Genomic DNA, 22,930 nt, shown 5'->3' on the forward strand with positions numbered 1-22,930 from the left:
GGGGGGGTCCACCGGGGTTAAACAAAATTGTTTGGGGGGGGGCCCCCCCCCCCCCCCCGGGGGGGGGGCCCCGGGGGGGGGGGGCCCCCCCCCCCCCGGGGGGGGCGGCACGGGTATATCACCTGCCGTAGAGCCACCCCATGGGTGGCTGCACGTGTAGATCAATACCACTCCAGCAACGACACGCCCAGGCCGATGTACGTCGCCTTGTGGTTGTAATCGATCATGCTCTCGCCATAGCCGTCGAAGACCTGCACATGCCCGCGCAGCAGGTTGCTGATCGGGAAGCCGTAATCGAGCTGCAGCGCGCCGTGCGAACGGTCGCCGCCGCGCAGCGAATGCCGCGCCATCAACGAGACCTCGTGGCCGTTGCGGTTCCAGGTCAGCGTGGCGTCGCCACGACCCATGTAGTCTTCGATGTCCGGGTTGTTGTCGTCCTTGCGGTCTTCCGGCAGGCGATACCACGGGCGCAGCACCAGCGCCCAGTTCTCGCGGTCAAGGCCGATGTTGGCAATCACCCGGTTCCAGCTGCGCGACAACGGGTCGGCGCGACCATTGGACATGTGGGTCAGGCTGATCCCGCTCATGCGCCCGCGCCAGCCACCGATGGAATAACCGTTGCGGAAGACCATCATGATCTCCGGCTCGTAATTGGTTTCGCGGAACGGGCGCGAATTGTCGGCGTTGTAGGCCTGCCAGCGCGAACTCTGCGTGTAGCCGGCCCAGATGTCGCCGTTGTCGCCGAACACGTTTTCCCAGACCTTGGTCTTGAAGCTCAGCTGGAACTTCAGTTCGTTGCTGTCCAGCTGCTGCGGCGTGGTCACCGTGTTGTCCGGGTTGGGCGACTGCGGCATCTGGTTCTTGTCGCTGGTCCAGAACGCCGGCAGCAGGTACACCGGTTTGTAGGCGCGCAGCTGGAACGCGCCCAGCTTGGAGTCCTGCGCCAGTTCCCAGCGGCTGTCCAGCAGCGAGCCCTTGCCGGCATTGGCCAGCGCGGCGTCGTGGCCGTCGTTCTTGAACACCTCGCCCAGCCGCTGCTTGACCCGCTCGGTGGCCGGCGCGTCGGGGGTGCGCGCGGCCTGGCGCTCTTCTCGGCGCTCCTGCTTGGCGGCCGTCGCTGCCGCGTCGGCAGCCAGCGTGGTATCGGCGGTGGGCCGGAACAGCGTGTCGAAACAGGCCAGCCGGGCCGCGTCGGTGGCGACCTGCGCGCAGGCTTCGGGCGAGGCCGGGGTCGGCGACGCCTCCTGTGCGGCCAGCGGCAGGCTGGCCGTGGCCAGGGCCAGGGCGGTGAACAGGGCGGAACGGGGGCGCGGGTTGGTCATGGGGCAGGCCAGGTAAATGAAAGGTTAAACGCGGACAGTGTCGCCGCTGTCCGCCCTTCCTGCCAGCATGCCGGCAGGAAGGATGCATGCGGTGACGGGAACAGCGCGTTTATGCCGGTGTCCCCCGTGCGCGGGGCGTGAAGCCGTGCGACGGTCAGAAGAACCAGGCGAACGCGAAGATGCCCAGCATGGCGATGACCAGCGCCAGCTTCAGCGCGAAGCCGAGCAGGATGCCCAGCCACGTCGCCAGGCCGACCTTGGTCGAGCGACCCAGCTCACGCGTATGCCAGTACTCCCCGAGCAGGGCCCCGGCCAGCGGCCCGGCAAACAGCCCGATGGGCATGAAGAACAGGCCCACGATGCTGCCGATGAAGGTGCCCCACAGCGCCTTGCGGCTGGCGCCGACCCGCTTGGCACCCACCACCGTGGCCAGGATGTCGACCGCGAACGAGGTCAGGGTCAGCAAGCCCAGCACGGTCAGCGGTACCCAGCCCACGTGCACGAAGCCGTCGGCCCACGCCGCCACCAGCAGCCCGGCGAACACCAGGGGAATGCCGGGCAGGGCGGGCAGGATGATCCCGGCGATGCCGATCAGGACCAGGACGACGGCTAGCACGTAGAAGATGAATGAAGGGTCCATGCTTATGAGTATGGTCTGTATTTTGGGGTTGACATATGTGAAATCAGGTAGTTGATTTTTCGTTTTGCCCGGGTTAAGTTGCAGGCGCTGAGCTTGGCAAGGTCACCGTGGATCGTGGCCTGATGATGGTAGATCTTCCAGATCCGCTGCATCGTTGCACCTCGCTTCCCCCTTGCTCGTCAGCCGCCTTTCAGGGCGTAACCAACTACAAGACAGTAAGGGAGTAAGGAAGATGGCAGAGAAGGGCACCGTCAAGTGGTTCAATGACGCGAAGGGTTTCGGTTTCATCAGCCGTGAAAGCGGCGAGGACGTGTTCGTACACTTCCGCGCGATCGAATCCCAGGGCTTCAAGAGCCTGAAGGAAGGCCAGGCGGTCGAGTTTGAAGTGGTCACCGGCCAGAAGGGCCTGCAGGCCGACAAGGTGAAGCCGCTCTAAGCGCACACCATTCAGGTGCAGACATGGAAAGGGCCCGCGCAAGCGGGCCCTTTCTTTTCATGCGGCAATGGAGCGCAGGCCTCAGCGCAGGATCACCCGGCCGTTGACCACGCGCACATAGGTGTTCTCGCGGATGCCGCCCAGGTCGCGCTGGTTGACCACGATGGTGCGGCCATCGTCCATGCGCACGCTGATGTCGAACGTGTCGCTGGTGACGTTCTTCTGGATCTGGTTGCCCGCCAGTGCGCCACCGACCGCGCCCGCAGCGGCGGCGACGTTCTGGTTGCCCTTGCTGCCGCCGGTGTGGTCGGAGATTTCATGGCCGGCCACGGCGCCTACGATGCCGCCGAGGATCGCACCGGTTGCCGATGGCGCGGTGCGGCCCGAGGCGACCTGGTTGATGCGGGTGACGATGCCGCAGTCGGCGCAGCGGTTGTCGTTGTAGTTGCCACCGGAGTTGCCGTAGCCATTGTTGTAACCGCCACCGCCATAGCCAGGCGAGGTGGTGGCGCAGCCGGCCAGCGCGACAGTGGCAACGGCAGCGGCGGCAATCAGTTGGATCTTCATGGTGGTTCTCCTGGCCAGAAGGGGTGGTCGTGAATGCGTCTGGGGCGCATGGCGCAGATCCTGTCGTGTCTTGCGTGAACAGGGCGCCAATCCGCCACCCGCTACGTGGCTGCCAGATGAATCAGCGGAAATCCTGGTGGCAGGCCTTGCAGTCGGTCTGGATCTTTTCCACCAGCTGGCCCATGGCCACGCAGTCTGTCGGCGGTGCGGCCAACGCGGTGTTGAGCGTGGCGCGCAGACCGCTGGCGTGCTGCTGGAACTGCGCGCTGTCTTTCAGCCCCGGGAATGCCAGGTCCAGGTCGTTGGACAGCGAACGCAGCGTCTGCAGGCGCGGCACGCTGTCGGCCAGGCTGCAGCGGTTCTGGGCCTGTGCATCACGCAGCAGGCCCACCTGGCGCTCCATGACGTGCATCAGGCTGCCGGGGAACGGGTCCTGGCGGGCCTGGATGGCGCGCGACACCATTACCGTGGCGATCAGGCCGACGATCAACCCCAGAACGCCGACGAACAGATAGCGATAGGCGACAGAGGGGCGGCGGGCAGGGACGGGGGCATTCATGCGGGTGGCTTCCTTGTGGGTGGCTCGCTGCATCCTACCGCCGGGGGCATGCCGCGCGTACGTGCAGGCCCCGTGCCGTCTAAAATAGGCGCCATGAATGACGTATTGCGCGAACGCTTTGCCGGCATCGACCGGCTGTATGGGGTAGGCACCGTGGATCTGCTGTCGCACCGCCGGGTGGCGGTGGTCGGCATGGGCGGGGTCGGATCGTGGGTGGTGGAAGCCCTGGCACGCACGGCGGTGGGGCACCTGACCCTGATCGATGCCGACGACATCTGCGTGTCCAACACCAACCGCCAGCTGCCCGCGCTGGCGGGGCAGTACGGGCGCAACAAGGCCGAGGCGATGGCCGAGCGTTGCCGTGCGATCAATCCCGACATCGAAGTTGACGCTATTGCCTCCTTCCTCACCGTGTCGAACATGGTGGAGCTGCTGGACCGTGACTTCGACCTGGTCATCGATGCCTGCGACAGCTTCCGGGTGAAGGTTGAAACCATCGCCTGGTGCCGCCGCCGCAAGCTGCCGATTCTGACCGTGGGCGCGGCCGGCGGCCGCACCGACCCGACCCTGGTGCGTATCCGTGACGTGTCGCGGACCGAGCACGACGCGATGATGGCGCTGATCCGCAAGAAGCTGCGCAGTGATTTCAACTTCCCGAAGAACGCCTCGCGCTACTTCGGCGTGCCGGCGGTGTACTCGCTGGAGAACGTGAAGTACCCGCAGGCCGATGGTTCGGTCTGCGGCATCCGCCCGCAGCTGGGCGCCGATGCCGCGCTGAAGCTGGATTGCGGCGCGGGCCTGGGCGCGGCCACGCATATCACCGGTGCGTTCGCGTTCGCGGCGGTGGGCAAGGCGTTGGAGATGTTGATGAAGAAGAAGGCGACGCCGTAACGCGACGCCGCGTAGAGCCACCCCATGGGTGGCTGCGAGATCCATGGCCAAGCGCAGCCACGCATGGCGTGGCTCTACGTTCGGGCATCACGCGCAGCGGTGGGCAGGCTGAAGAGCCTGTGCGCGTTGGCCGTGGTCTGCTCGGCAATCGCTTCCACCGTCTCGCCTCTCAACGTGGCCACGGTCTGTGCGATCACCGTCAACCGCGCCGGTTCGTTGCGCTCGCCGCGAATGCCGGCATCCGGCTGGTCCGGTGCATCGGTTTCCAGCAGCAACTGCTCCAGCGGCAGCACCGTGACCAGGCGCTGCAGGCGCTGCGCGCGGTCGTAGGTCAATGGGCCGCCCAGGCCGACCAGGAAACCCAGCTTGTGCAGCTGCGCGGCCTGCTCGGGGCTGCCCGGGAAACTGTGGATCACCCCGCGCAACCCGCCCACCTGCTTGATCGCGGCAATCACCGCATCCACCGCGCGGCGCGCATGCACGATCACCGGCAGGTCGAACTCGCGTGCGATCCGCAGTTGCCCGTCGAAGTAGAACTGCTGCTGTTCGGCATCCAGACCGTCCACGAAGAAATCCAGCCCGCATTCGCCCACCGCGCAGGGCCGCTCGCGGGCGATCCACTCGCGCAGCTGGTCCAGGTGCTCGGGGCGGTGTTGGTCCAGGAACATCGGGTGCAGCCCGTAGGCCGGGTACAGCCCCTCGGCGAGCGCGCAGGTGTCACGCAGCTTGGGCCAGCTGGCCGCCGTGACCGCCGGCACGACCTGCGCGTGTACGCCGGCGGCCTGCGCGCGCGCGATCACCTCGGCGCGGTCGGGGTCGAATTCGTTCGCGTCCAGGTGGCAGTGGCTGTCGATCAGGCTCACGCGTCGCGCCGGTCCAGGCGGGGTGGCAGGGTATCGCTGCGGCGTTTCCAGTTGGCCAGCAGCAGCGTGCCGAGCCCGAACAGGATCTCGTCCACGAAAGGAATCGGGTCCGGAATGACCAGCGTCACCGCGAACAACGCCGCGGTGATCTTGAACAGCGTGGGATAACGCAGCCGGCGGGCCCAGTTCATGACCGGCAGCAGCAGGGGACCAGGCATCGGCACTCTCCTCGACAGATGCTGTAAACGCTATCACGAGCCTTGCGATCACAGAACCTGAATGGGTAAGCGTGGCGTGTGCGCACTGTGGAGATTCCGTTCAGGCTCGGCATGCTGGAATCCGCATCAAGAACGTTGCGGATCGTCCGCAGGGAGTCGGATATGAAAAGCACAACTACTACTGCCCTGGTCGCCGCTGGCGCCCTGCTTGTCGGCGGCATCGCCACTGCGGCCTTCATGAAGAGCGGCTCCCCTTCCGACCCGGTCACCGCCGCGCAGACGCGCCCGACGCTGGATACCACGCCGCTGGCCGACGATGGCGCGCGTACCGATGGCGTGGCCGTGGAAGACAAGGCCGGCCGCCTCGAATACGCCGACGTGGTCAAGGTCGATCCGCTGACGAAGAAGGAAAAGGCCTACGCCACCGTGATCGGCACCGAGCCGGTGCGCGAGACCTCCACCACCCAGACCCCGCATGAGGTCTGCCAGGACGTGGTGGTGCAGGAACGCCTGCCCGAGCGCGACGGCAACGTCGGCGGCACCGTGGCCGGTGCGGTCATCGGTGGCCTGCTCGGCAACCAGGTGGGCGGCGGCAATGGCCGCAAGGCCGCCACCGCAGCCGGCGCCGTGGCCGGCGGCGTGATCGGCAACCAGGTGGACAAGCGCCACGTGGGTGGCCGCGTGGTCAACCGTACCGAGCGCCAGTGCCATACCGAAACGGCGACTTCCGAGTCGACCAAGGTCACCGGCTACAACGTGACCTACCGCAATGAAGACGGCACCACCGGCACGATGCGCATGGCCAGCAAGCCGGGCAACCGCATTCCGATGGGCACCAGCAACGCGGTGACCGGCTACAACGTCACCTACCGCTACGACGGCGTCGAAAAGACGGTGAAGATGGACAACAAGCCGAGCAGCGACCGCCTGCCGGTGGTCGATGGCCAGCTGGTCACCCAGACCGCCGCGCTGGGGTCCAACAACCAATAACGCCGGCCCGGCGACCAAGCCGTAGCGCCGGGACTCTGCCCGGCAGGCTCCCCCGGGACTCTGCCCGGCAACCCCAGAGAGGCCGGCATTTGCCGGCCTCTTTCGTTCTGCGAAGATGGATCCCGGCTTGCCAACAGGGTGCCCCATGAGCATTTTCGACCTGCGCCTGGAAACCGACCGGTTGATCCTGCGCCCACCGCGTGCAGAAGACTTCGACGCCTTCCTGCAGTTCTGCACCGATCCGCAGGTGATGCAGCACCTGGGAGGCGTGCTGGCCCCATCCCAGGCGTGGCGGAGTTTCAGCTGCCTGGCCGGTAGTTGGCACCTGTATGGCTTCTCGATGTTCTCGGTGATCGAGAAGAGCAGCGGCGAATGGGTGGGGCGAATGGGGCCGTGGCAACCGCTGGACTGGCCGGGGACCGAAGTCGGCTGGAGCGTGCGCCACGCCAGCTGGGGCAGGGGCTATGCGCCGGAGGCGGCGGTGGCCGCCATCGACTGGGCGTTCGATACGCTCGGCTGGCAGGAGGTGATCCACACCATCGACGCGGCCAACGAGAACTCCAAGGCCGTGGCGCGCAAGCTCGGCAGCACGCTGCTGCGCATGGGCGAGCTGCCGCCCCCGCACGACGGCAAGCCGATCGAGGTCTGGGGGCAGTCGCGGGACCAGTGGAGAAGCACGCCGAGGTAAGCGCTCTTTTGTGCACCTGCGCTTGGCAAGCGGCGGCGATTGCGGCGATGCTCGGCCCGGTCGTCCGTTCGGCTCAGCTGGAGGGTGTGCATGTTTGCCGTGGTTCCCGATCCGATTCCCGCACGCATGAAGGCCCTCAACCGGGCCGAGATCTGCGACACCAATTTCATCGAGTTCGTGCAGCAGTGGCGCGGTGACGCCGCCCCACGGCCGGCGCCGGAGGCGCCGATCCTGCCCGGCAGCACGCTGGACGCACAGGGCTTCGATGCGCTGTTCGAGTCGCAGCTGGTCAGCCGCCACCTGGACCTGATGGCACGCGTGCTGCGCGTGCAGAACAAGGTCTTCTACACCATCGGCTCCTCCGGCCACGAGGGCAACGCGCTGGTGGCGCGGCTGGCCCGGCATACCGACCCGGCATTCCTGCACTATCGCTCCGGCGCGTTCATGGCCGAGCGCTTCCGCCAGCTGCCGGGCATGGACCCGGTGATGGACGCGGCGCTGTCCTTCGCCGCCAGCCGCGACGATCCGGCCAGCGGCGGCCGCCACAAGGTGTGGGGCAGCAAGCCGCTGTGGGTGCTGCCGCAGACCTCCACCATCGCCTCGCACCTGCCCAAGGCGTTGGGCACGGCCATGGCGATCGAGACCGCGCGCCGCATCGGCCACACCCTGCCGGTTCCCGACGACAGCGTGGTGATCTGCTCCTTCGGCGATGCCTCGGCCAACCATGCGACCGCGCAGACTGCGTTCAATACCGCCGCATGGGCCGCCTACCAGCGCTTGCCGGCGCCCATCCTGTTCGTCTGCGAAGACAACGGGATCGGTATCTCGGTCAAGACGCCCGATGGCTGGATCGCCGACAGCTTCAGTCACCGGCCCGGGCTGGACTACTTCTTCGCCGATGGCCTTGACCTCGCGGCTGGCCATGCGCAGGTACAACGCGCGCTGGCGCACTGCCGGCAGACCCGGCGGCCCACCTTCCTGCACCTGCGCACCACGCGGCTGATGGGCCACGCCGGCACCGATTTCGAGATCGAGTGGCGCCCGCTGCCGGAGCTGTGCGCGGCCGAAGCCGCTGATCCGCTGCTGCGTTCGGCGCAGATCGCGCTGGCGTCGGGATGGATGGCGGCACCGCAGCTGCTGGAGCGCTACGAGGCGATGCGCGCGCGCTGTTTCGCCGCCGCCGAGGCCGCCGACCAGCGGCCCAAGCTGCACGTGCTGGCGGAGATCGTCGCGCCACTGGCGCCCTACACACCGGCGGCGGTGCAGGCCGAGGCCACACGTCCGGCGCCGCCGGAGGCCCGTGAGGCCGTCTTCGGCGGTGCCACGCAGCTGCCCGAGCGGCAGCCGCCGCGCCACCTGGCGGTGCAGATCAACCAGGCGCTGCACGACCTGTTGTGCAAGTACCCCTCGTCGCTGCTGTTCGGCGAGGACGTCGCACAAAAAGGCGGCGTGTATACGGTCAGCAAGGGCCTGCTCAAGGCCTTCGGCCCGCGCCGGGTGTTCAACACGCTGCTCGACGAGACCATGATCCTGGGCATGGCCCAGGGCCTGGCCAACATGGGCATGCTGCCGGTGCCGGAGATCCAGTACCTGGCCTACCTGCACAACGCCGCCGACCAGCTGCGCGGGGAGGCGTGTTCGCTGCAGTTCTTCTCCAACGACCAGTACCGCAACCCAATGCTGGTGCGGATCGCCGGGCTCGGCTATCAGAAGGGCTTTGGTGGGCATTTCCACAACGACAACTCGATCACCGCGTTGCGCGACATCCCCGGGCTGGTGGTCGGCTGCCCCTCGCGCGGCGACGACGCGGCGATGATGCTGCGCACCCTGGCTGCGCTGGCGCAGGTGGATGGGCGCGTGGCGGTGTTCCTGGAGCCGATCGCGCTGTACATGACCAAGGACCTGCACGCACCGGGCGATGCCCAGTGGCTGTTCCCATACCCCGCGGCGGACCAGGCGCTGGTACTGGGCGAGGGGCGGGTGTATGCAGCGGAGGCCAACGACCTGATCATCTTCACCTACGGCAACGGGGTGCCGATGAGCCTGCGCGCGGCGCGTACCATCGAAGCCGAGCAGGGCTGGCAGGTGCGCGTGGTCGACCTGCGCTGGCTGGTGCCGCTCAATGCCGGTTTCATCGCCGAACAGGCCGCCGACGCCCGCCGCGTGCTGGTGGTGGACGAGGGGCGGCACAGTGGTGGCGTGGGGGAGGGCGTCATCACCGCGTTGGTCGAGGCCGGGCTCGGCCACCTGCCGTTGCAGCGCGTATGCGGTGCCGATACCTATACCCCGCTCGCGGGGGCAGCAATGTCGGTGCTTCCAAGCGACAATGCGCTGGTAAGCGCCGCGCGGGTGTTGGCGCAGGAACACTGACGCATGTGTGGACTGGCAGGAATGTTGCTGGCCGCCCCGGTACGGGAGCAGGCCGCGCTGGAAGACTTGGCACGCCGGATGGGCGATGCCCTGGTGCACCGTGGGCCGGATGACAGCGGCGTGTGGGCCGACGCGGCCAGTGGCATCGCCCTGGCGCACCGCCGGCTGAGCATCCTGGACCTGTCGCCGCTGGGCCACCAGCCGATGGCGTCCGACGATGGCCGCTATGTGCTGGCCTACAACGGCGAGGTCTACAACTTCGCCACGCTGCGCCGGGAACTGGAGGCGCTGGGCCACGCATTCCGCGGCCACTCCGATACCGAGGTGCTGCTGGCTGCCTTCGTGGCCTGGGGCCTGGACGAGACCCTGCAGCGCGCCAACGGCATGTTTGCCATCGCCCTGTGGGACCGCGCCGAGCAGTGCCTGTGGCTGGCCCGCGACCGGGTGGGCAAGAAGCCGCTGTATTACGGCTGGGCCGGCGAGCAGCTGGTGTTCGGTTCCGAGCTGAAGGCGCTGTGGCAGCACCCGGACTTCGACAACGACATCGACCGCGACGCGCTCACCCTGCTGCTGCGGCTGGACTACATTCCCGCACCGCACTGCATCCACGAACGCTGCTTCAAGCTCATGCCGGGCCGCGTGCTGCGACTGGATGCGGCGGTGGTGGCCGCCGGTGCCGGCGCGCACCGGCCAGACCAGCAGCAGCTGCCGTTCTGGAATGCGCGCGAGCGCATGCAGCAGGCGCTTGCCGCGCCGTTCGTGGGCAGCGACGACGATGCCGAACACCAGCTCGATGCGCTGCTGCGCGATGCGGTCGGGTTGCGCATGGTGGCCGACGTGCCGGTGGGCGTGTTCCTGTCCGGCGGCACCGATTCGTCGGTGGTGGCCGCGTTGATGCAGGCGCAGTCGTCCACGCCGATCCACAGTTTCAGCATCGGCTTCGAGGGGTCCGACCACGACGAGGCCCCGTTGGCCAAGGCGCTGGCCACGCACCTGGGCACCGACCACACCGAGCTCTATGTCAGCGGTGCCGACGCGTTGGCGGTGGTGCCCGAACTGCCGGCCATGTTCGACGAACCGTTCGCCGACGCCTCGCAGGTGCCGACCGCGCTGGTCGCGCGGCTGGCGCGCAGCGCAGTGACCGTGGCGCTGTCCGGCGACGGCGGCGATGAGCTGTTCTTCGGCTACAGCCGCTACCAGCGTGCGCTGCGCAACTGGACGCTGCTGGGCCGTGTGCCGGCACCGCTGCGGCGCTGGATGGCCGCCCATGCGCATACCCAGGGCGAGGCATCGCGCACGGGCGGCCTGGCGGCGTTGCTGGCCGAGACCGGCGCACGCGGCATCGGCGATGTGTACCGCAACCGCATCTCGCGCTGGCGCGATCCTGCCGCCGCGGTGATCGGCGCGCGTGGCGCCGGCAGCTTCTACGACCTGGCCGATCCGCTGCACGGCGCAGGTTCCCCGGCCGACGCGATGATGCTGGCCGATTTCAGTACCTATCTGCCTGACGACCTGCTGTGCAAGGTGGACCGCACCAGCATGGCGGTCAGCCTGGAGGCCCGCGCGCCGCTGCTGGACTGGCGCGTGGCCGAATTCGCCTGGTCGTTGCCGCTGTCGATGAAGCAGCGCGACGGGGTGAGCAAGTACCTGCTCAAGCGCGTGCTGGGTCGCTACGTGCCGCAGGACATGGTGCACCGGCCCAAGCGTGGGTTTGGCGCGCCGGTCAGCGCGTGGTTGAAGGGCGACCTGCGTGGCTGGGCCGACGCATTGCTGGATCCGGCGCGGTTGGAGGCCGAAGGGATATTCAAGGTCGACGCCGTGGCCCCGCTGTGGCAGCAGTTCAAGCAGGGCGAGCGGAAGTGGCACACGCACCTGTGGAACGTGTTGATGTTCCAGGCGTGGCAGGCGCATTGGAAGCAGGTGAGGGCGGGGGTGGTGGGCGCCTGATCGGGCACCGCGCAGCCACCCATGGGGTGGCTCTACCAACAATGCGGCGCACGCGTCGGTCGGTTACCAACAATGCGGCGCACGCGCCGGTCGGTTGCACCTGACGCGGGCGCCGGTAGAGCCACCCCATGGGTGGCTGCTCCGCGCACCTTCACCGCCCGCAACGGTTGCGCGGCCTAGGCTGGATGTCCCCCTTATCCGGAGACCCCCCATGGCCCATCCCACCATCGCCGTGCTCGTCGGCAGCCTGCGCAGCGGCTCGCACAACCAGGCGCTGGCCCATGCGCTGGAGAAGCTGGCCGCCGGCAAGGCCACCTTCGACTACGTGCAGATCGGCGACCTGCCGCTGTACAACCAGGACTTCGACAAAGACTACCCGGCCGAAGGCGTGCGGCTGAAGGACCAGATCCGCAAGGCCGACGCCGTGCTGTTCGTCACCCCCGAATACAACCGCTCGGTGCCGGGGGTGCTGAAGAACGCCATCGACCTGGGCTCACGCCCGTACGGCCACAGCGCCTTCGCCGGCAAGCCCGCCGCCGTGATCGGCGCCTCCATCGGCGTGATCGGCACCGCGTTGGCACAGCAGCACCTGCGCAACATCCTGTCCTACCTGGACATGCCGGTGCTCGGCCAGCCCGAGGCGTTCATTCATTTCAAGGAAGGCTTGATCGACGGGCAGGGCACCATCAGCAATGAGGGCACACGCGACTTCCTGCAGGGTTTCGTCGATAAATTCCTGGCGTGGATCGATACCCACCGTCCTGCCGCCTGAACCGCGCGGTGCGGGTGGTTCTGCGATAATGAGGGACAAGGCGCACGACCAACGGTCGTGCGAATGCGGCCCGGCACCTTCGGCTATCCACCGCTTATCCACAGGGTTGTGCATGGCTGTGGCGGCCGACCCGTGCCTACCATGTCCCTCGCTCCACTCTGCAGGAAGAACACCCCGTCATGTCCGCCCGCTCCGGCTTCCGTTCCGACCGCAAAGAACGCGGTGACCGCTTTGATCGCGATGAGATGCGCATCGACGCGCTGCGCGTGCCGCCGCACTCGATCGAGGCCGAACAGGCGGTGCTGGGCGGCTTGATGCTGGCCCCGGAAAGCTACGACCGGATCAACGACCAGCTGACCGAGACCGATTTCTACCGGCGCGACCACCAGACCATCTACCGCGCGATCCGCGAGCTGTCCGAACGCGACCGCCCGTTCGATGCGGTGACGCTGGGCGAGTGGTTCGAGTCGCAGGGCAAGATGGAGCTGGTCGGCGACGGCGCCTACCTGATCGAACTGGCCAGCACCACGCCGTCGGCCGCCAACATCTCGGCCTACGCCGAGATCGTGCGCGACAAAGCCGTGCTGCGCCAGCTGATCCAGGTCGGCACCGATATCGTCAACGACGGGTTCCAGCCCGAAGGCCGCGAGAGCAGCGAGCTGCTGTCGGCGGCGGAAAAGTCCGTGTTCGCCATCGCCGAGCAGGGCGCGCGTGGCCGCACCGATTTCGTGGCGATGCCCGGCGCGCTGAAGGACGCCTTCGAAGAACTGCGCAACCGCTTCGAGAACGGCGGCAACATCACCGGCCTGCCGACCGGCTACGCCGATTTCGACGCGATGACCGCCGGCCTGCAGCCGACCGACCTGATCATCCTGGCCGCGCGGCCGGCCATGGGCAAGACCACCTTCGCGCTGAACATCGCCGAGTACGCCGCGATCAAGTCCAAGAAGGGCGTGGCGGTGTTCTCGATGGAAATGTCGGCCTCGCAGCTGGCCATGCGCCTGATTTCCTCCAACGGCCGCATCAACGCCCAGCGCCTGCGTACTGGCCAGCTGGAGGATGAGGACTGGAGCCGCGTGACCGGCGCGATCCGGATGCTGAAGGAAACCAAGATCTTCATCGACGACACGCCCGGCGTGTCGCCGGAGATCCTGCGTTCCAAGTGCCGCCGCCTCAAGCGCGAGCACGATCTGGGCCTGATCGTGATCGACTACCTGCAGCTGATGAGCGTGCCGGGCAACAGTGAGAACCGCGCGACCGAAATCTCGGAAATCTCACGTTCGCTCAAGGGCCTGGCCAAGGAGCTGCACGTGCCGGTGATCGCGCTGTCCCAGCTCAACCGCTCGCTGGAAACGCGAACTGACAAGCGCCCGGTGATGGCCGACCTTCGCGAATCCGGCGCAATCGAGCAGGACGCGGACATGATCGTGTTCATCTACCGCGACGATTATTACAACAAGGAAAATTCCCCGGACAAGGGCCTGGCCGAGATCATCATCGGCAAGCACCGAGGCGGCCCGACCGGCTCGTGCAAGCTCAAGTTCTTCGGTGAATACACCCGCTTCGACAACCTGTCGCACGATTCGGTGGGTTCGTTCGAATAACCGGGCGGCGCACCACCCACGGTATGACCGGCAGGAAGCCGGTCATACTGTTAGTGGGTACGCGTTTCGTCGGCCCATTCCGGGTTTCGTCGCAAACCCGTTGAACCTGGCGAAGCAGGGCGGCAACGTAGTCCCTGGGCGGCACGGTGCCGCCAACGGAGACCGTCATGAAGACCCTGTTCGCGCTGGGCGTGTGGTGCCTGCTGTTCGTGCTGTGCTGGCCGCTGGCGATCCTGGCCCTGCTGGCCTGGCCCTTCGTGTGGCTGCTGAGCCTGCCGTTCCGCCTGGTCGGCATCACCTTCTCGGCGCTGTTCGCGTTCCTGGGCGCAGTATTCATGCTGCCGGCGCGGGTGCTCGGCGGCGGGCGCGCAGCACCGGTGTGATGCCGCCCGTGCGGTGGTTCGCCAGCCGTCCAGTCGGTTCGCCAGGCCCGGCCGCGTTCCCCAAGGTTGTCCCGCACACCCCACCCACAAAAAACCCCGCCGAGGCGGGGTTTTTCGTTGCATCACCACGGGCCGGTCAGTTGGCCTTGTGGATCGCGCGCTTGCTCACGGCCATGGCGGCGTCGTGGACGACTTCCGACAGGGACGGGTGGGCGTGGCAGATGCGGGCCAGGTCGTCGGCCGAACCACTGAACTCCATGGTCAGCACGCCTTCGTGGACCAGCTCGGACACGTTCGCGCCGACCAGGTGCATGCCCAGGATGCGGTCGGTCTCGGCGTGGGCCAGGACCTTCACGAAGCCCGAAGGCTCGATCATCGCCACGGCACGGCCGTTGGCGGCGAACGGGAAGCTGCCGGCCTTGTACGGAATGCCCTCGTCCTTCAGCTGCTGCTCGGTCTTGCCGACCCAGGCCAGCTCCGGCTCGGTGTAGATGACCCACGGAATGGTGTCGAAGTTGACGTGGCCCGGCAGGCCCGCGATCAGTTCGGCCACCGCGATGCCTTCCTCGAAGCCCTTGTGCGCCAGCATCGGGCCGCGCACGCAGTCACCGACCGCCCACACGCCGTCCACGCCGGTGTGGCAATGGTCGTCCACCTCGATCTGGCCGCGTGCGTTGATCTTGACGCCGGTGCCTTCGGCCAGCAGGCCCTTGGTGGCGGCGCGACGGCCAACGGCCACCAGCAGCTTGTCCACCACCAGGCTCTTCTCGCCTTCGGCATCGGTGTAGGTCAGGGCGACTTCCTTCTTCTTGCCCTTGCCGGTCACTTCGGCCTTGGAGACCTTGGCGCCCAGGCGGATGTCGAGGCCCTGCTTCTTGAATTCCTTGGCGGCGACCTTGGCCACTTCGCTGTCGGCAGCAGCCAGGAAGTCCGGCAGCGCCTCCAGAATGGTCACTTCCGAACCCAGGCGCTTCCACACGCTGCCCAGTTCCAGGCCGATCACGCCGGCGCCGATCACGGCCAGGCGCGCCGGCACTTCGGTGAAGTCCAGGCCGCCGACGTTGTCGACGATGGTCTCGCCGTCGAACTTGGCGAACGGCAGTTCGATCGAATCCGAACCGGCGGCGATGATGACGTTGGTGCCCTTCAGCTCGATGTCCGAACCGTCGTGCTGCTTGACCTTGACGATGTTGCCCGGCTGCAGCTCACCGAAACCGTAATAGGCGGTGACCTTGTTGGCCTTGAACAGCATGGCGATGCCGCCAGTGAACTGCTTGACGATCTTGTCCTTGCGGCCAACCATCGCCTCGACGTCCATCTTGGCGTCCTTGAAGCTGATGCCGTGGTCGCCAAAGATGTGGCCCATGTTCCAGAACTGGCGCGAGGAATCCAGCAGCGCCTTGGACGGAATGCAGCCCACGCGCAGGCAGGTACCGCCGAGGGCCGGCTTGCCATCCTTGCCCAGCGCTGCGTCGATGCAGGCAGTCTTCAGGCCCAGCTGTGCGGCGCGGATCGCGGCATGGTAGCCGGCCGGGCCGGCACCGATGACGACGACGTCGAATTGTTCAGCCATTTGTCATTCCTTGTTTCTTTACCAGAACCCCTCCGCGCGGACGCGGAGGGGCGGGAGGTCTTACAGGCCGAACAGCATGCGGCCCGGGTTTTCCAGCTGGTTCTTGATGTCCACCAGGAACTGCACCGAATCCTTGCCATCGATGATGCGGTGGTCGTAGGACAGCGCCAGGTACATCATCGGCGCGATCACGACCTGGCCGTTCTGGGCGATCGGACGATCCTTGATGGCGTGCATGCCCAGGATGGCGCTCTGCGGCGGGTTGATGATCGGGGTGGACAGCAGCGAACCGAAGGTGCCGCCGTTGGTCACGGTGAAGGTGCCGCCCTGCAGTTCTTCCAGGCTCAGCTTGCCGTCACGGGCCTTCTTGGCGTAGTCGGCAATGGTCTTCTCGATGTCGGCGAACGACATGCGCTCGACGTTGCGCAGCACCGGGGTGACCAGACCCTTCTCGGTCGACACGGCGATCGAGATGTCCGAGTAGCCGTGGTAGATGATGTCGTCGCCGTCGATCGATGCATTGACCAGCGGGAAACGCTGCAGCGCGTTGGCGGCGGCCTTCACGAAGAAGCTCATGAAGCCCAGCTTGATGCCGTGCGCCTTGACGAACTCATCCTGCAGGTCCTTGCGCGCCGCCGACACCTTGGACAGGTCGACTTCGTTGAAGGTGGTCAGCATGGCCGTGCTGTTCTTGGACTGCATCAGGCGCTCGGCGATGCGCTTGCGGATGCGGGTCATCGGCACGCGCTCTTCCGGACGCGCACCGGCGGCCTTGCCGGCGCCGCCATTGCGGGCGAAGTTGACGATGTCTTCCTTGGTCACCGCGCCGCGACGGCCGGTGCCGTCCACGTCGGCCGGGTTCACGCCTTCGGTGATGGCACTGAAGCGGGCGCCCGGGGGCAGGGCGTCGGCAGCGGACTTCGACGCCGGAGCCGGTGCGGCAGCGGCGGCCGGAGCAGCCGCAGCGGCCGGAGCAGCGGCCGCCGGCTTGGCTTCCGCGGCCGGGGCAGCCGCCGGGGCAGCGGCCGTTGCGCCTTCTTCGATGATGGCCACGACCTGGCTGGAGGTCACGGTGGCGCCCACCTCGAACTTGATCTCCTTCAGCACGCCGTCGACCGGCGACGGCACTTCCAGGACGACCTTGTCGGTTTCCAGATCAAGCAGGTTTTCATCGCGCTTGACGGCATCGCCGACCTTCTTGTGCCAGGTGGCGATGGTGCCGTCGGCGACGGATTCGGGCAGTACCGGGGCTTTGACTTCGGTGGCCATGCGGGAGCTTCCTGGTTTGTCTTTTTCTAGAATGGGGGGAGGTTATTCAGCGACCGCGTCGTTGAACGGGTTGACCAGTGCATCGGCGACCAGCTTCTGCTGTTCGATGATGTGGTCCGCCATGTGTCCAGCGGCGGGCGATGCCGAACGGGCGCGACCGGCGTAGTGCAGGCTCTGGCCATCGGCCAGGCAGAACTGCAGGTGGTGGCGGATCTGGTACCACGCACCCTGGTTCTGCGGTTCTTCCTGCGTCCACACCACGTCGGCAGCCTTGCCGTACTTCTTGAGCTCGGCGGCCAGCAGCGCACGCGGGAACGGATACAGCTGCTCCACACGGATGATGGCGACGTCGTCCTGGCCACGCTTGGTCTGGTCTTCGAGCAGGTCGTAGTAGACCTTGCCCGAGCACAGCACCACACGCTTGACCTTCTTGGCATCCGCATTCGCGTCGCCGATCAGGTGCTGGAACTCGCCATTGGCCAGTTCGTCCAGGGTCGACACGGCCAGCTTGTGGCGCAGCAGCGACTTGGGCGACATCACCACCAGCGGCTTGCGGGTGGTCAGGTGCAGCTGGCGACGCAGCATGTGGAACGCCTGCGCCGGGGTCGACGGCACCACCACCAGCATGTTCTCCAGCGCGCACAGCTGCAGGAAGCGCTCCAGGCGCGCCGAGCTGTGTTCCGGACCCTGGCCTTCGTAACCGTGCGGCAGCAGCAGGGTGAGACCGGTAACGCGGCCCCACTTGGCTTCACCGGCAGCGATGAACTGGTCGATGACCACCTGGGCGCCGTTGGCGAAGTCGCCGAACTGGCCTTCCCAGATGCACAGGGTGTTCGGGTCGGTGGTGGAGAAGCCGTACTCGTAGGCCATCACCGCTTCTTCGCTGAGCAGCGAATCGATGATGGTGGCCTTCTCCGGCGAATCCACCAGCTGCCGCAGCGGCAGGTAGTAGTTGTCGGTCTTCTGGTCGTGCAGGATCGCGTGGCGGTGCGTGAACGTACCGCGGCCGACGTCCTGGCCGACCAGGCGCAGCGCGTGGCCTTCGTCGAGCAGGGTGGCGTAGGCCAGGTTCTCGGCAAAACCCCAGTCGCCCGGGATCTCGCCGGCAGCCATCTTGCGACGGTCGTCGTACACCTTGGACACGCGCGAGTGCAGTTCCACTTCGGCCGGCACGGTGTTGATCAGCTCGGCCAGCTGCTTGAGCTTGGCCGGGTCGACCTTGGTGGACACCGGGTCGGACAGCTTGCCTTCCAGCAGCTTGGGCCAGTCGACGAACAGCGCGCTGGTCGGCGGGGTCTTTTCGACCTTGGCCAGCTCGGTGGTCACTTCGCCCGCGTCCAGCTTGTTGCGGTACGCATCGACCATCGCCTTGCCGGCGCCGGCTTCGATGACGCCGGCCTGCTCCAGCTGGGCGGCGTAGAGTTCGCGGGTGGTCTGGTGCTTGCGGATCACCTGGTACATCAGCGGCTGGGTGATCGCCGGCTCGTCGGCCTCGTTGTGGCCCCAACGGCGGTAGCACATCAGGTCGATGACCACGTCCTTGGCGAACTTCTGGCGGAACTCGAAGGCCAGCTTCGCGGCGAACACGACCGCTTCCGGATCGTCACCGTTCACGTGCAGCACGGGCGCGGCGATCATCTTGGCCACGTCGGTGGCATAGCGGGTGGAGCGGGTGTCCTGCGGGTTGGACGTGGTGAAGCCCACCTGGTTGTTGACCACGATGTGCACGGTGCCACCCACGGCAAAGCCGCGGGCCTGCGACATCTGGAACAGTTCCATGACCACGCCCTGGCCGGAGAAGGCCGCGTCGCCGTGGATCAGGATCGGCATCACCTGCTTGCGCGCGGTGTCCTTGCGGCGCTCCTGGCGCGAACGCACGGAACCGGCCACCACCGGGTCGGCGATTTCCAGATGCGACGGGTTGAACGCCAGCGCCAGGTGGACCGGGCCACCTTCGGTGGCCACGTCGGCCGAGAAGCCCATGTGGTACTTCACGTCGCCGGCCGAGGCGTGCTCGTCGTGCTCGAACTTGCCTTCGAATTCGTCGAACAGCTTGCGCGGGTTCTTGCCGAGGGTGTTGACCAGCACGTTGAGGCGGCCGCGGTGGGCCATGCCGACCACCACGTCCTTGACGCCATCCTTGCCGGCGTCACGAATGATGGTGTCCATCATCGGGATCAGCGAGTCGCCGCCTTCCAGCGAGAAGCGCTTCTGGCCGACGTACTTGGTGTGCAGGTAGCGTTCCAGGCCTTCGGCGGCGGTCAGGCGTTCCAGCGTGCGGCGCTGTGCAGCGGCGTCCAGGCTGTAGTTGCCACCGGCCAGTTCGAGGCGCTGGTAGATCCACTGGCGCTGCTCGACCTCGGAGATGTGCATGAATTCCGCACCGATCGAGCCGGTGTAGGTCTTCTTCAGGCGCTCCAGCAGGTCGCGCAGCTTCATGCGCGGCTGGCCACCCACACCGCCGGTGCTGAACTCGGTATTGAGATCGCCGTCGGACAGGCTGTGGAACGGCAGGCCGAGGTCCGGCGAGTTGACCGCCTGGGCCAGGCCGAGCGGATCCAGACGAGCGTCCAGATGGCCGCGCGAACGGTACGCGGTGATCAGGCGACCGACATTGCGCTCGCGCTCGTCGCCGGTACCGGTGGCCGTGGCGCTGTTGCCAGCGTTTTTGGCCGCTTCGGTGATGTGGGCGATGACGGCCGAGTGCGGAATGTCACCGGCTTCGCGGCCCTTGAAGCCGTCGAAGTAGGTCTTCCATTTGGGATCGACACTGTCCGGAGAAACGAGGTACTGCTCGTACAGATCCTCGATATAGGAGGCGTTGCCGCCGGCGAGCTGCGAAGACTGCGCAAACTGCTTCAGTAGATTGTCCACGATGGAGGGTCGGATTCGCTTGTGGGGTAAGGCTTCGATGATCCGGCAGGGAAGATGAATAGCCCTGCGCGGGCGGTATCTAACTCCACAAATTGTACCCCCATCGGGACAGGAAGGGGCACCGCAGGGGTCCCGGCGGGACCTGCGGTGTCATTCCCAGACAGGTTCGGGACCCCTCCGTGGACTACAGGCCGAGGGCACGCAGTTCGGTGCAATCACGCGAACGTTCCCATACGCGCTGCAAACCGTCCTGCAACGGTCGCGAACGTGCAGGCAGCGCGAGTCCGGCTTCGCCGTCGAAGCGCAGTCCGCTCAGACGAAAGTAGTAGTCGCCCGCATCGTTGAGCAGGCAGGCCGAGGCCAGTGCGCGGTCGATGGGGTCGCTCACCTGGCGCACCCGGAACACGGTCGGCAGGCGCTGGATCAGGCCCAGCAGCGGCGAACCGGCCTGGGCGATGGCGGCCGCGTCGTGGACGATGAGGGTGGCCTGCTTGTCGTGGCGGGCGGTGGCGAAGCGGCGCAGCGCCTCCAGCACCGGGGGTGCGTCGAGCAGGCCGGGGTCGAGCACGCGGCTGTGGATCCACAGCTGACGGCGGGCACGGTGGACCAGCGCGGTGGTGATCGCCACCGCTTCGTCGGCGCGGTCGATGTTGACTGCCCCGTCCAGCACGCGGCGCATGTGCTGGTGGCCGATGCCGGCCTCTTCGAACACCTCGCCATGGGGCAGGAAGCCCTGCCGGGCGTAGAACGCCCGGGCCGGCAGCTGGGCGTGCAGGCTGACCTCGCGCCAGCCACGCTGGCGGGCGGCGTCGACCAGGGCCAGCAGCAGCTGTTCGCCGACGCCCTGGCTGCGCCAGTCGGCCAGAACGGCCATGCGCCCGATCCGGCCGTCCGGGGTCAGGCGGCCGGCGCCCACCGGCTGGCCCTGCGGATCGCGGGCCAGCACGTGCACGCTGAGCGGGTCCAGCGCGTCGATCTCCAGTGCGGCCGGCACCTGTTGTTCGTCGACGAACACGGTGTGGCGGACCCGGTGCAGCAGGTCCCGATGGGCGGGGTAGTCGACCACCTCGACCTGGACGCCGGGGCGGGACATGTCAGGAACGGCTGCCGGACGGCTCGCCGTCGTCGCTGTCGTCGAAATCGACAATGACCTCGACGCCGTCCTCGTGGATGGTCACTTCGTGCACGCTGGCCTGCACGTCTTCATCCTCGATCACTTCGACGGTCTCGATGGCGTCGATGATTTCGTATTCGGCCACTTCGCCCTCGGCGTAGTCGTCCTCGTCTTCGTCCTCGAATGCCTGGCCGTCCAGCAGCTGGTAGTAGCCCCCGGCGACGAGCGCATGCAGTGCATCGCGGCCCTTGGCCGACAGCTTCTGGTACAGGGCGGCACCGACCTGCTCGGCGGCGGCCAGCACCTGCGCATCCTTCACCGGCAGGGCGAATTCCAGGCCGCTGCAGTACAGGCTGGCGCCGCGCTTGGCCCGGCGCCAGGCCAGGCGGGCCCACGGGTGGCGGCCCAGTTCGACGCCTTCGGCCAGGGCCGCTTCGATCTCCTCGCGCGGCAGGGCCTCACCGGAGGCCACGACCTCACCGGCGGCGCGGTAGGTGGTGATGAAGCGGCCGAACCAGTCGCCCAGGCGGTCCGGGTCGTTCATGCGGATGGCGTTGAGCGCCTGCACGACGCGGTTCATGGCCACCACGTCGATTTCGTTCGGGTCCTCGGGCACCTTCAGGTCCGGGTCCTGGTAGCGGATGGCCTCGTCGGCGTCCTCGATCAGGGTGTCCAGGTAGTCGCTGATCAGCTCGGCCGACGCCGGGGCGCGCATGCCGAAGGAGAAGGTCAGGCAGGGATCCTCGGCCACGCCGTTGTGCGGCACGTTCGGCGGCAGGTACAGCATGTCGCCCGGTTCGAGCACCCAGTCGTGGGTCGGCTTGAAGCGGCGCAGGAGCTTGAGTTCAACGTCGTCGCGGAACTCCAGCGGCGGGCGCTTGCCCTTGATGGATTCGCTGGCGTCGATCTGCCAGCGGCGGTGGCCGTAGGCCTGCAGCAGGAAGACGTCGTACTGGTCGACGTGGGCGCCGACCGAGCCGCCGGTGGCGGCGAAGCTGATCATCACGTCATCCATCCGCCAGCGCGGCAGGAAGTTGAAGTGGCTGATGAGGGCGCGCACGTCCGGGTCCCACTTGTCGACGTCCTGGACCAGCAGGGTCCAGTCGTGGTCGGGCATGCCGGGGAATTCTTCTTCCTGGAACGGGCCGGTGCGCACGGTCCAGCCGTCGGTGGCACGGTCGTGGCTGATGAGGCGGGCGAGGGCGGTTTCCTCGCAGGCCAGGCCGGCCAGGTCTTCGGGCTGCAGCGGCGTTTCAAAATCGGGGAAGGCGCCGCGGATGAGCAGCGGGCGCTTCTGCCAGTAGTCGCGCAGGAAGGTCGCGGCGGGCATGCCCAGCGGCAGGCCCGGGCGGGCCTGGACTTCGATGACGGGGGTGTTGGTCTTGCGCACAGCCATGGGGGAATCCTTGCAGCGTAAAGACGGAAAGCGGGGCGCGGCGTGGTCGCGCGCGGGCCTGCCTATTGTCTGCTGGTTGGCGGCGATGTGCACCTGCGGTGGGTTGTCGCGTGGAGCCCGGCGCGTAGAGCGTTGGCGCCTCTTGTTCTACGTGCAGGGGCGGCCGGCGGGTAGCCTCCTACGGGACACGCCGTAAACCCGTCCATGGGGGCTTGTTGAAAGCATCCATGTTTTCAACAGTCCCTACGGGGGCCACCCGCCGGCCGCCCCCGACAGAGGGTCGCGCTGGCGGTTGGAAAGGCAGCGACGCATGGCGTCGCTCTACCGCTTTTCGTGCGGCTACCGGTTCACTGTCTGAGGGCCGGGGGGGGGGGGGGGGGGGGGGCGGGGGGGGCCCCGGGGGGGGGGGGGGGGCGCCCCCCCGGGGGGGGTGGGGGGGGGGGGGGACCCCCCC

The 22,930-nt window shown here is 67.3% G+C and carries 20 protein-coding genes; 9 read left to right on the top strand and 11 right to left on the bottom strand.

The annotated features are described in order from the left end of the window. Window positions 1–161: 161 nt before the first annotated feature. Window positions 162–1,322: a phospholipase A gene (locus tag ACOZHM_RS19225; protein WP_421570911.1), complete on the bottom strand. Its 1,161-nt coding sequence runs from the start codon at window positions 1,320–1,322 to the stop codon at window positions 162–164. A gap of 154 nt (window positions 1,323–1,476) precedes the next feature. Next, window positions 1,477–1,962, bottom strand: coding sequence for a DUF456 domain-containing protein (locus tag ACOZHM_RS19230; RefSeq protein ID WP_421570912.1), 486 nt, complete (start codon window positions 1,960–1,962; stop codon window positions 1,477–1,479). 232 nt (window positions 1,963–2,194) lie between these two features. Here ACOZHM_RS19230 and ACOZHM_RS19235 point away from each other — a divergent pair, with 232 nt between their 5' ends. Further along, window positions 2,195–2,398 (top strand): cold-shock protein, encoded by a 204-nt coding sequence (locus ACOZHM_RS19235; RefSeq protein ID WP_019185917.1) that lies wholly within the window; start codon window positions 2,195–2,197, stop codon window positions 2,396–2,398. A gap of 81 nt (window positions 2,399–2,479) precedes the next feature. Here ACOZHM_RS19235 and ACOZHM_RS19240 read toward each other — a convergent pair whose 3' ends face one another. Together ACOZHM_RS19240 and ACOZHM_RS19245 are read right to left on the bottom strand one after the other, a co-directional pair. Then, a complete protein-coding gene (locus tag ACOZHM_RS19240; RefSeq protein WP_421570913.1) occupies window positions 2,480–2,965 on the bottom strand; it encodes a glycine zipper 2TM domain-containing protein in 486 nt (161 codons plus the stop codon). Window positions 2,966–3,086: 121 nt separating this feature from the next. Beyond that, window positions 3,087–3,524 (bottom strand): hypothetical protein, encoded by a 438-nt coding sequence (locus tag ACOZHM_RS19245; protein ID WP_421570915.1) that lies wholly within the window; start codon window positions 3,522–3,524, stop codon window positions 3,087–3,089. A gap of 93 nt (window positions 3,525–3,617) precedes the next feature. On the opposite strand from ACOZHM_RS19245, the gene ACOZHM_RS19250 reads away from it, so the two are divergent. Then, complete coding sequence (locus tag ACOZHM_RS19250) at window positions 3,618–4,415, top strand: tRNA threonylcarbamoyladenosine dehydratase (protein WP_421570916.1); 798 nt, start codon at window positions 3,618–3,620, stop codon at window positions 4,413–4,415. A 74-nt stretch (window positions 4,416–4,489) separates the two neighbouring features. On the opposite strand, the gene ACOZHM_RS19255 is transcribed toward ACOZHM_RS19250, so the two are convergent. Continuing rightward, a complete protein-coding gene (locus tag ACOZHM_RS19255; protein WP_421570917.1) occupies window positions 4,490–5,278 on the bottom strand; it encodes a TatD family hydrolase in 789 nt (262 codons plus the stop codon). After that, the gene (locus tag ACOZHM_RS19260; protein ID WP_421570918.1) at window positions 5,275–5,496 is read right to left on the bottom strand and encodes a DUF6116 family protein; all 222 of its coding nucleotides are present in this window, start codon (window positions 5,494–5,496) and stop codon (window positions 5,275–5,277) included. The genes ACOZHM_RS19255 and ACOZHM_RS19260 overlap by 4 nt, the downstream gene beginning before the upstream one ends. A 162-nt stretch (window positions 5,497–5,658) precedes the next feature. Between ACOZHM_RS19260 and ACOZHM_RS19265 the strand changes: the two genes are divergently transcribed. The 7 genes from ACOZHM_RS19265 (at window position 5,659) to ACOZHM_RS19295 (ending at window position 14,250) form a co-directional block, all read left to right on the top strand. Beyond that, a complete protein-coding gene (locus tag ACOZHM_RS19265; protein ID WP_421570919.1) occupies window positions 5,659–6,486 on the top strand; it encodes a glycine zipper 2TM domain-containing protein in 828 nt (275 codons plus the stop codon). 145 nt (window positions 6,487–6,631) lie between these two features. Beyond that, window positions 6,632–7,174 carry a GNAT family N-acetyltransferase gene (locus ACOZHM_RS19270; RefSeq protein ID WP_421570920.1) on the top strand — a complete coding sequence of 181 codons (543 nt, stop codon included), beginning with the start codon at window positions 6,632–6,634 and terminating at the stop codon, window positions 7,172–7,174. 90 nt (window positions 7,175–7,264) lie between these two features. Next, window positions 7,265–9,544 (top strand): thiamine pyrophosphate-dependent enzyme, encoded by a 2,280-nt coding sequence (locus ACOZHM_RS19275; RefSeq protein WP_421570921.1) that lies wholly within the window; start codon window positions 7,265–7,267, stop codon window positions 9,542–9,544. A 3-nt stretch (window positions 9,545–9,547) separates the two neighbouring features. Continuing rightward, entirely contained in the window at window positions 9,548–11,491 is a 1,944-nt protein-coding gene (asnB, locus tag ACOZHM_RS19280; protein ID WP_421570922.1) for an asparagine synthase (glutamine-hydrolyzing), read from the top strand. Between the two features lie 211 nt (window positions 11,492–11,702). Continuing rightward, on the top strand, window positions 11,703–12,263 hold the full coding sequence (locus ACOZHM_RS19285; protein ID WP_421570923.1) for an NADPH-dependent FMN reductase: 561 nt from the start codon (window positions 11,703–11,705) through the stop codon (window positions 12,261–12,263). Window positions 12,264–12,442: 179 nt separating this feature from the next. Next, the gene (locus ACOZHM_RS19290) at window positions 12,443–13,867 is read left to right on the top strand and encodes a replicative DNA helicase (protein ID WP_421570924.1); all 1,425 of its coding nucleotides are present in this window, start codon (window positions 12,443–12,445) and stop codon (window positions 13,865–13,867) included. Window positions 13,868–14,034: 167 nt separating this feature from the next. Then, window positions 14,035–14,250, top strand: a complete 216-nt coding sequence (locus tag ACOZHM_RS19295) for a hypothetical protein (RefSeq protein ID WP_421570925.1) — start codon at window positions 14,035–14,037, stop codon at window positions 14,248–14,250. Between the two features lie 136 nt (window positions 14,251–14,386). Here ACOZHM_RS19295 and lpdA read toward each other — a convergent pair whose 3' ends face one another. The 5 genes from lpdA to ACOZHM_RS19320 form a co-directional block, all read right to left on the bottom strand. After that, entirely contained in the window at window positions 14,387–15,823 is a 1,437-nt protein-coding gene (gene lpdA / locus ACOZHM_RS19300; protein ID WP_421570926.1) for a dihydrolipoyl dehydrogenase, read from the bottom strand. Between the two features lie 60 nt (window positions 15,824–15,883). Continuing rightward, the gene (sucB, locus tag ACOZHM_RS19305; protein WP_421570927.1) at window positions 15,884–17,092 is read right to left on the bottom strand and encodes a dihydrolipoyllysine-residue succinyltransferase; all 1,209 of its coding nucleotides are present in this window, start codon (window positions 17,090–17,092) and stop codon (window positions 15,884–15,886) included. Window positions 17,093–17,134: 42 nt separating this feature from the next. After that, a complete protein-coding gene (locus ACOZHM_RS19310) occupies window positions 17,135–19,966 on the bottom strand; it encodes a 2-oxoglutarate dehydrogenase E1 component (RefSeq protein ID WP_421570928.1) in 2,832 nt (943 codons plus the stop codon). A gap of 184 nt (window positions 19,967–20,150) precedes the next feature. Continuing rightward, on the bottom strand, window positions 20,151–21,059 hold the full coding sequence (locus tag ACOZHM_RS19315) for a GNAT family N-acetyltransferase (protein ID WP_421570929.1): 909 nt from the start codon (window positions 21,057–21,059) through the stop codon (window positions 20,151–20,153). Window position 21,060: 1 nt separating this feature from the next. Beyond that, window positions 21,061–22,476, bottom strand: a complete 1,416-nt coding sequence (locus tag ACOZHM_RS19320) for a JmjC domain-containing protein (protein WP_421570930.1) — start codon at window positions 22,474–22,476, stop codon at window positions 21,061–21,063. Between the last annotated feature and the right edge of the window lie 454 nt (window positions 22,477–22,930).

Source organism: Stenotrophomonas sp. PD6, assembly GCF_049199305.1.
Taxonomy (GTDB): domain Bacteria; phylum Pseudomonadota; class Gammaproteobacteria; order Xanthomonadales; family Xanthomonadaceae; genus Stenotrophomonas.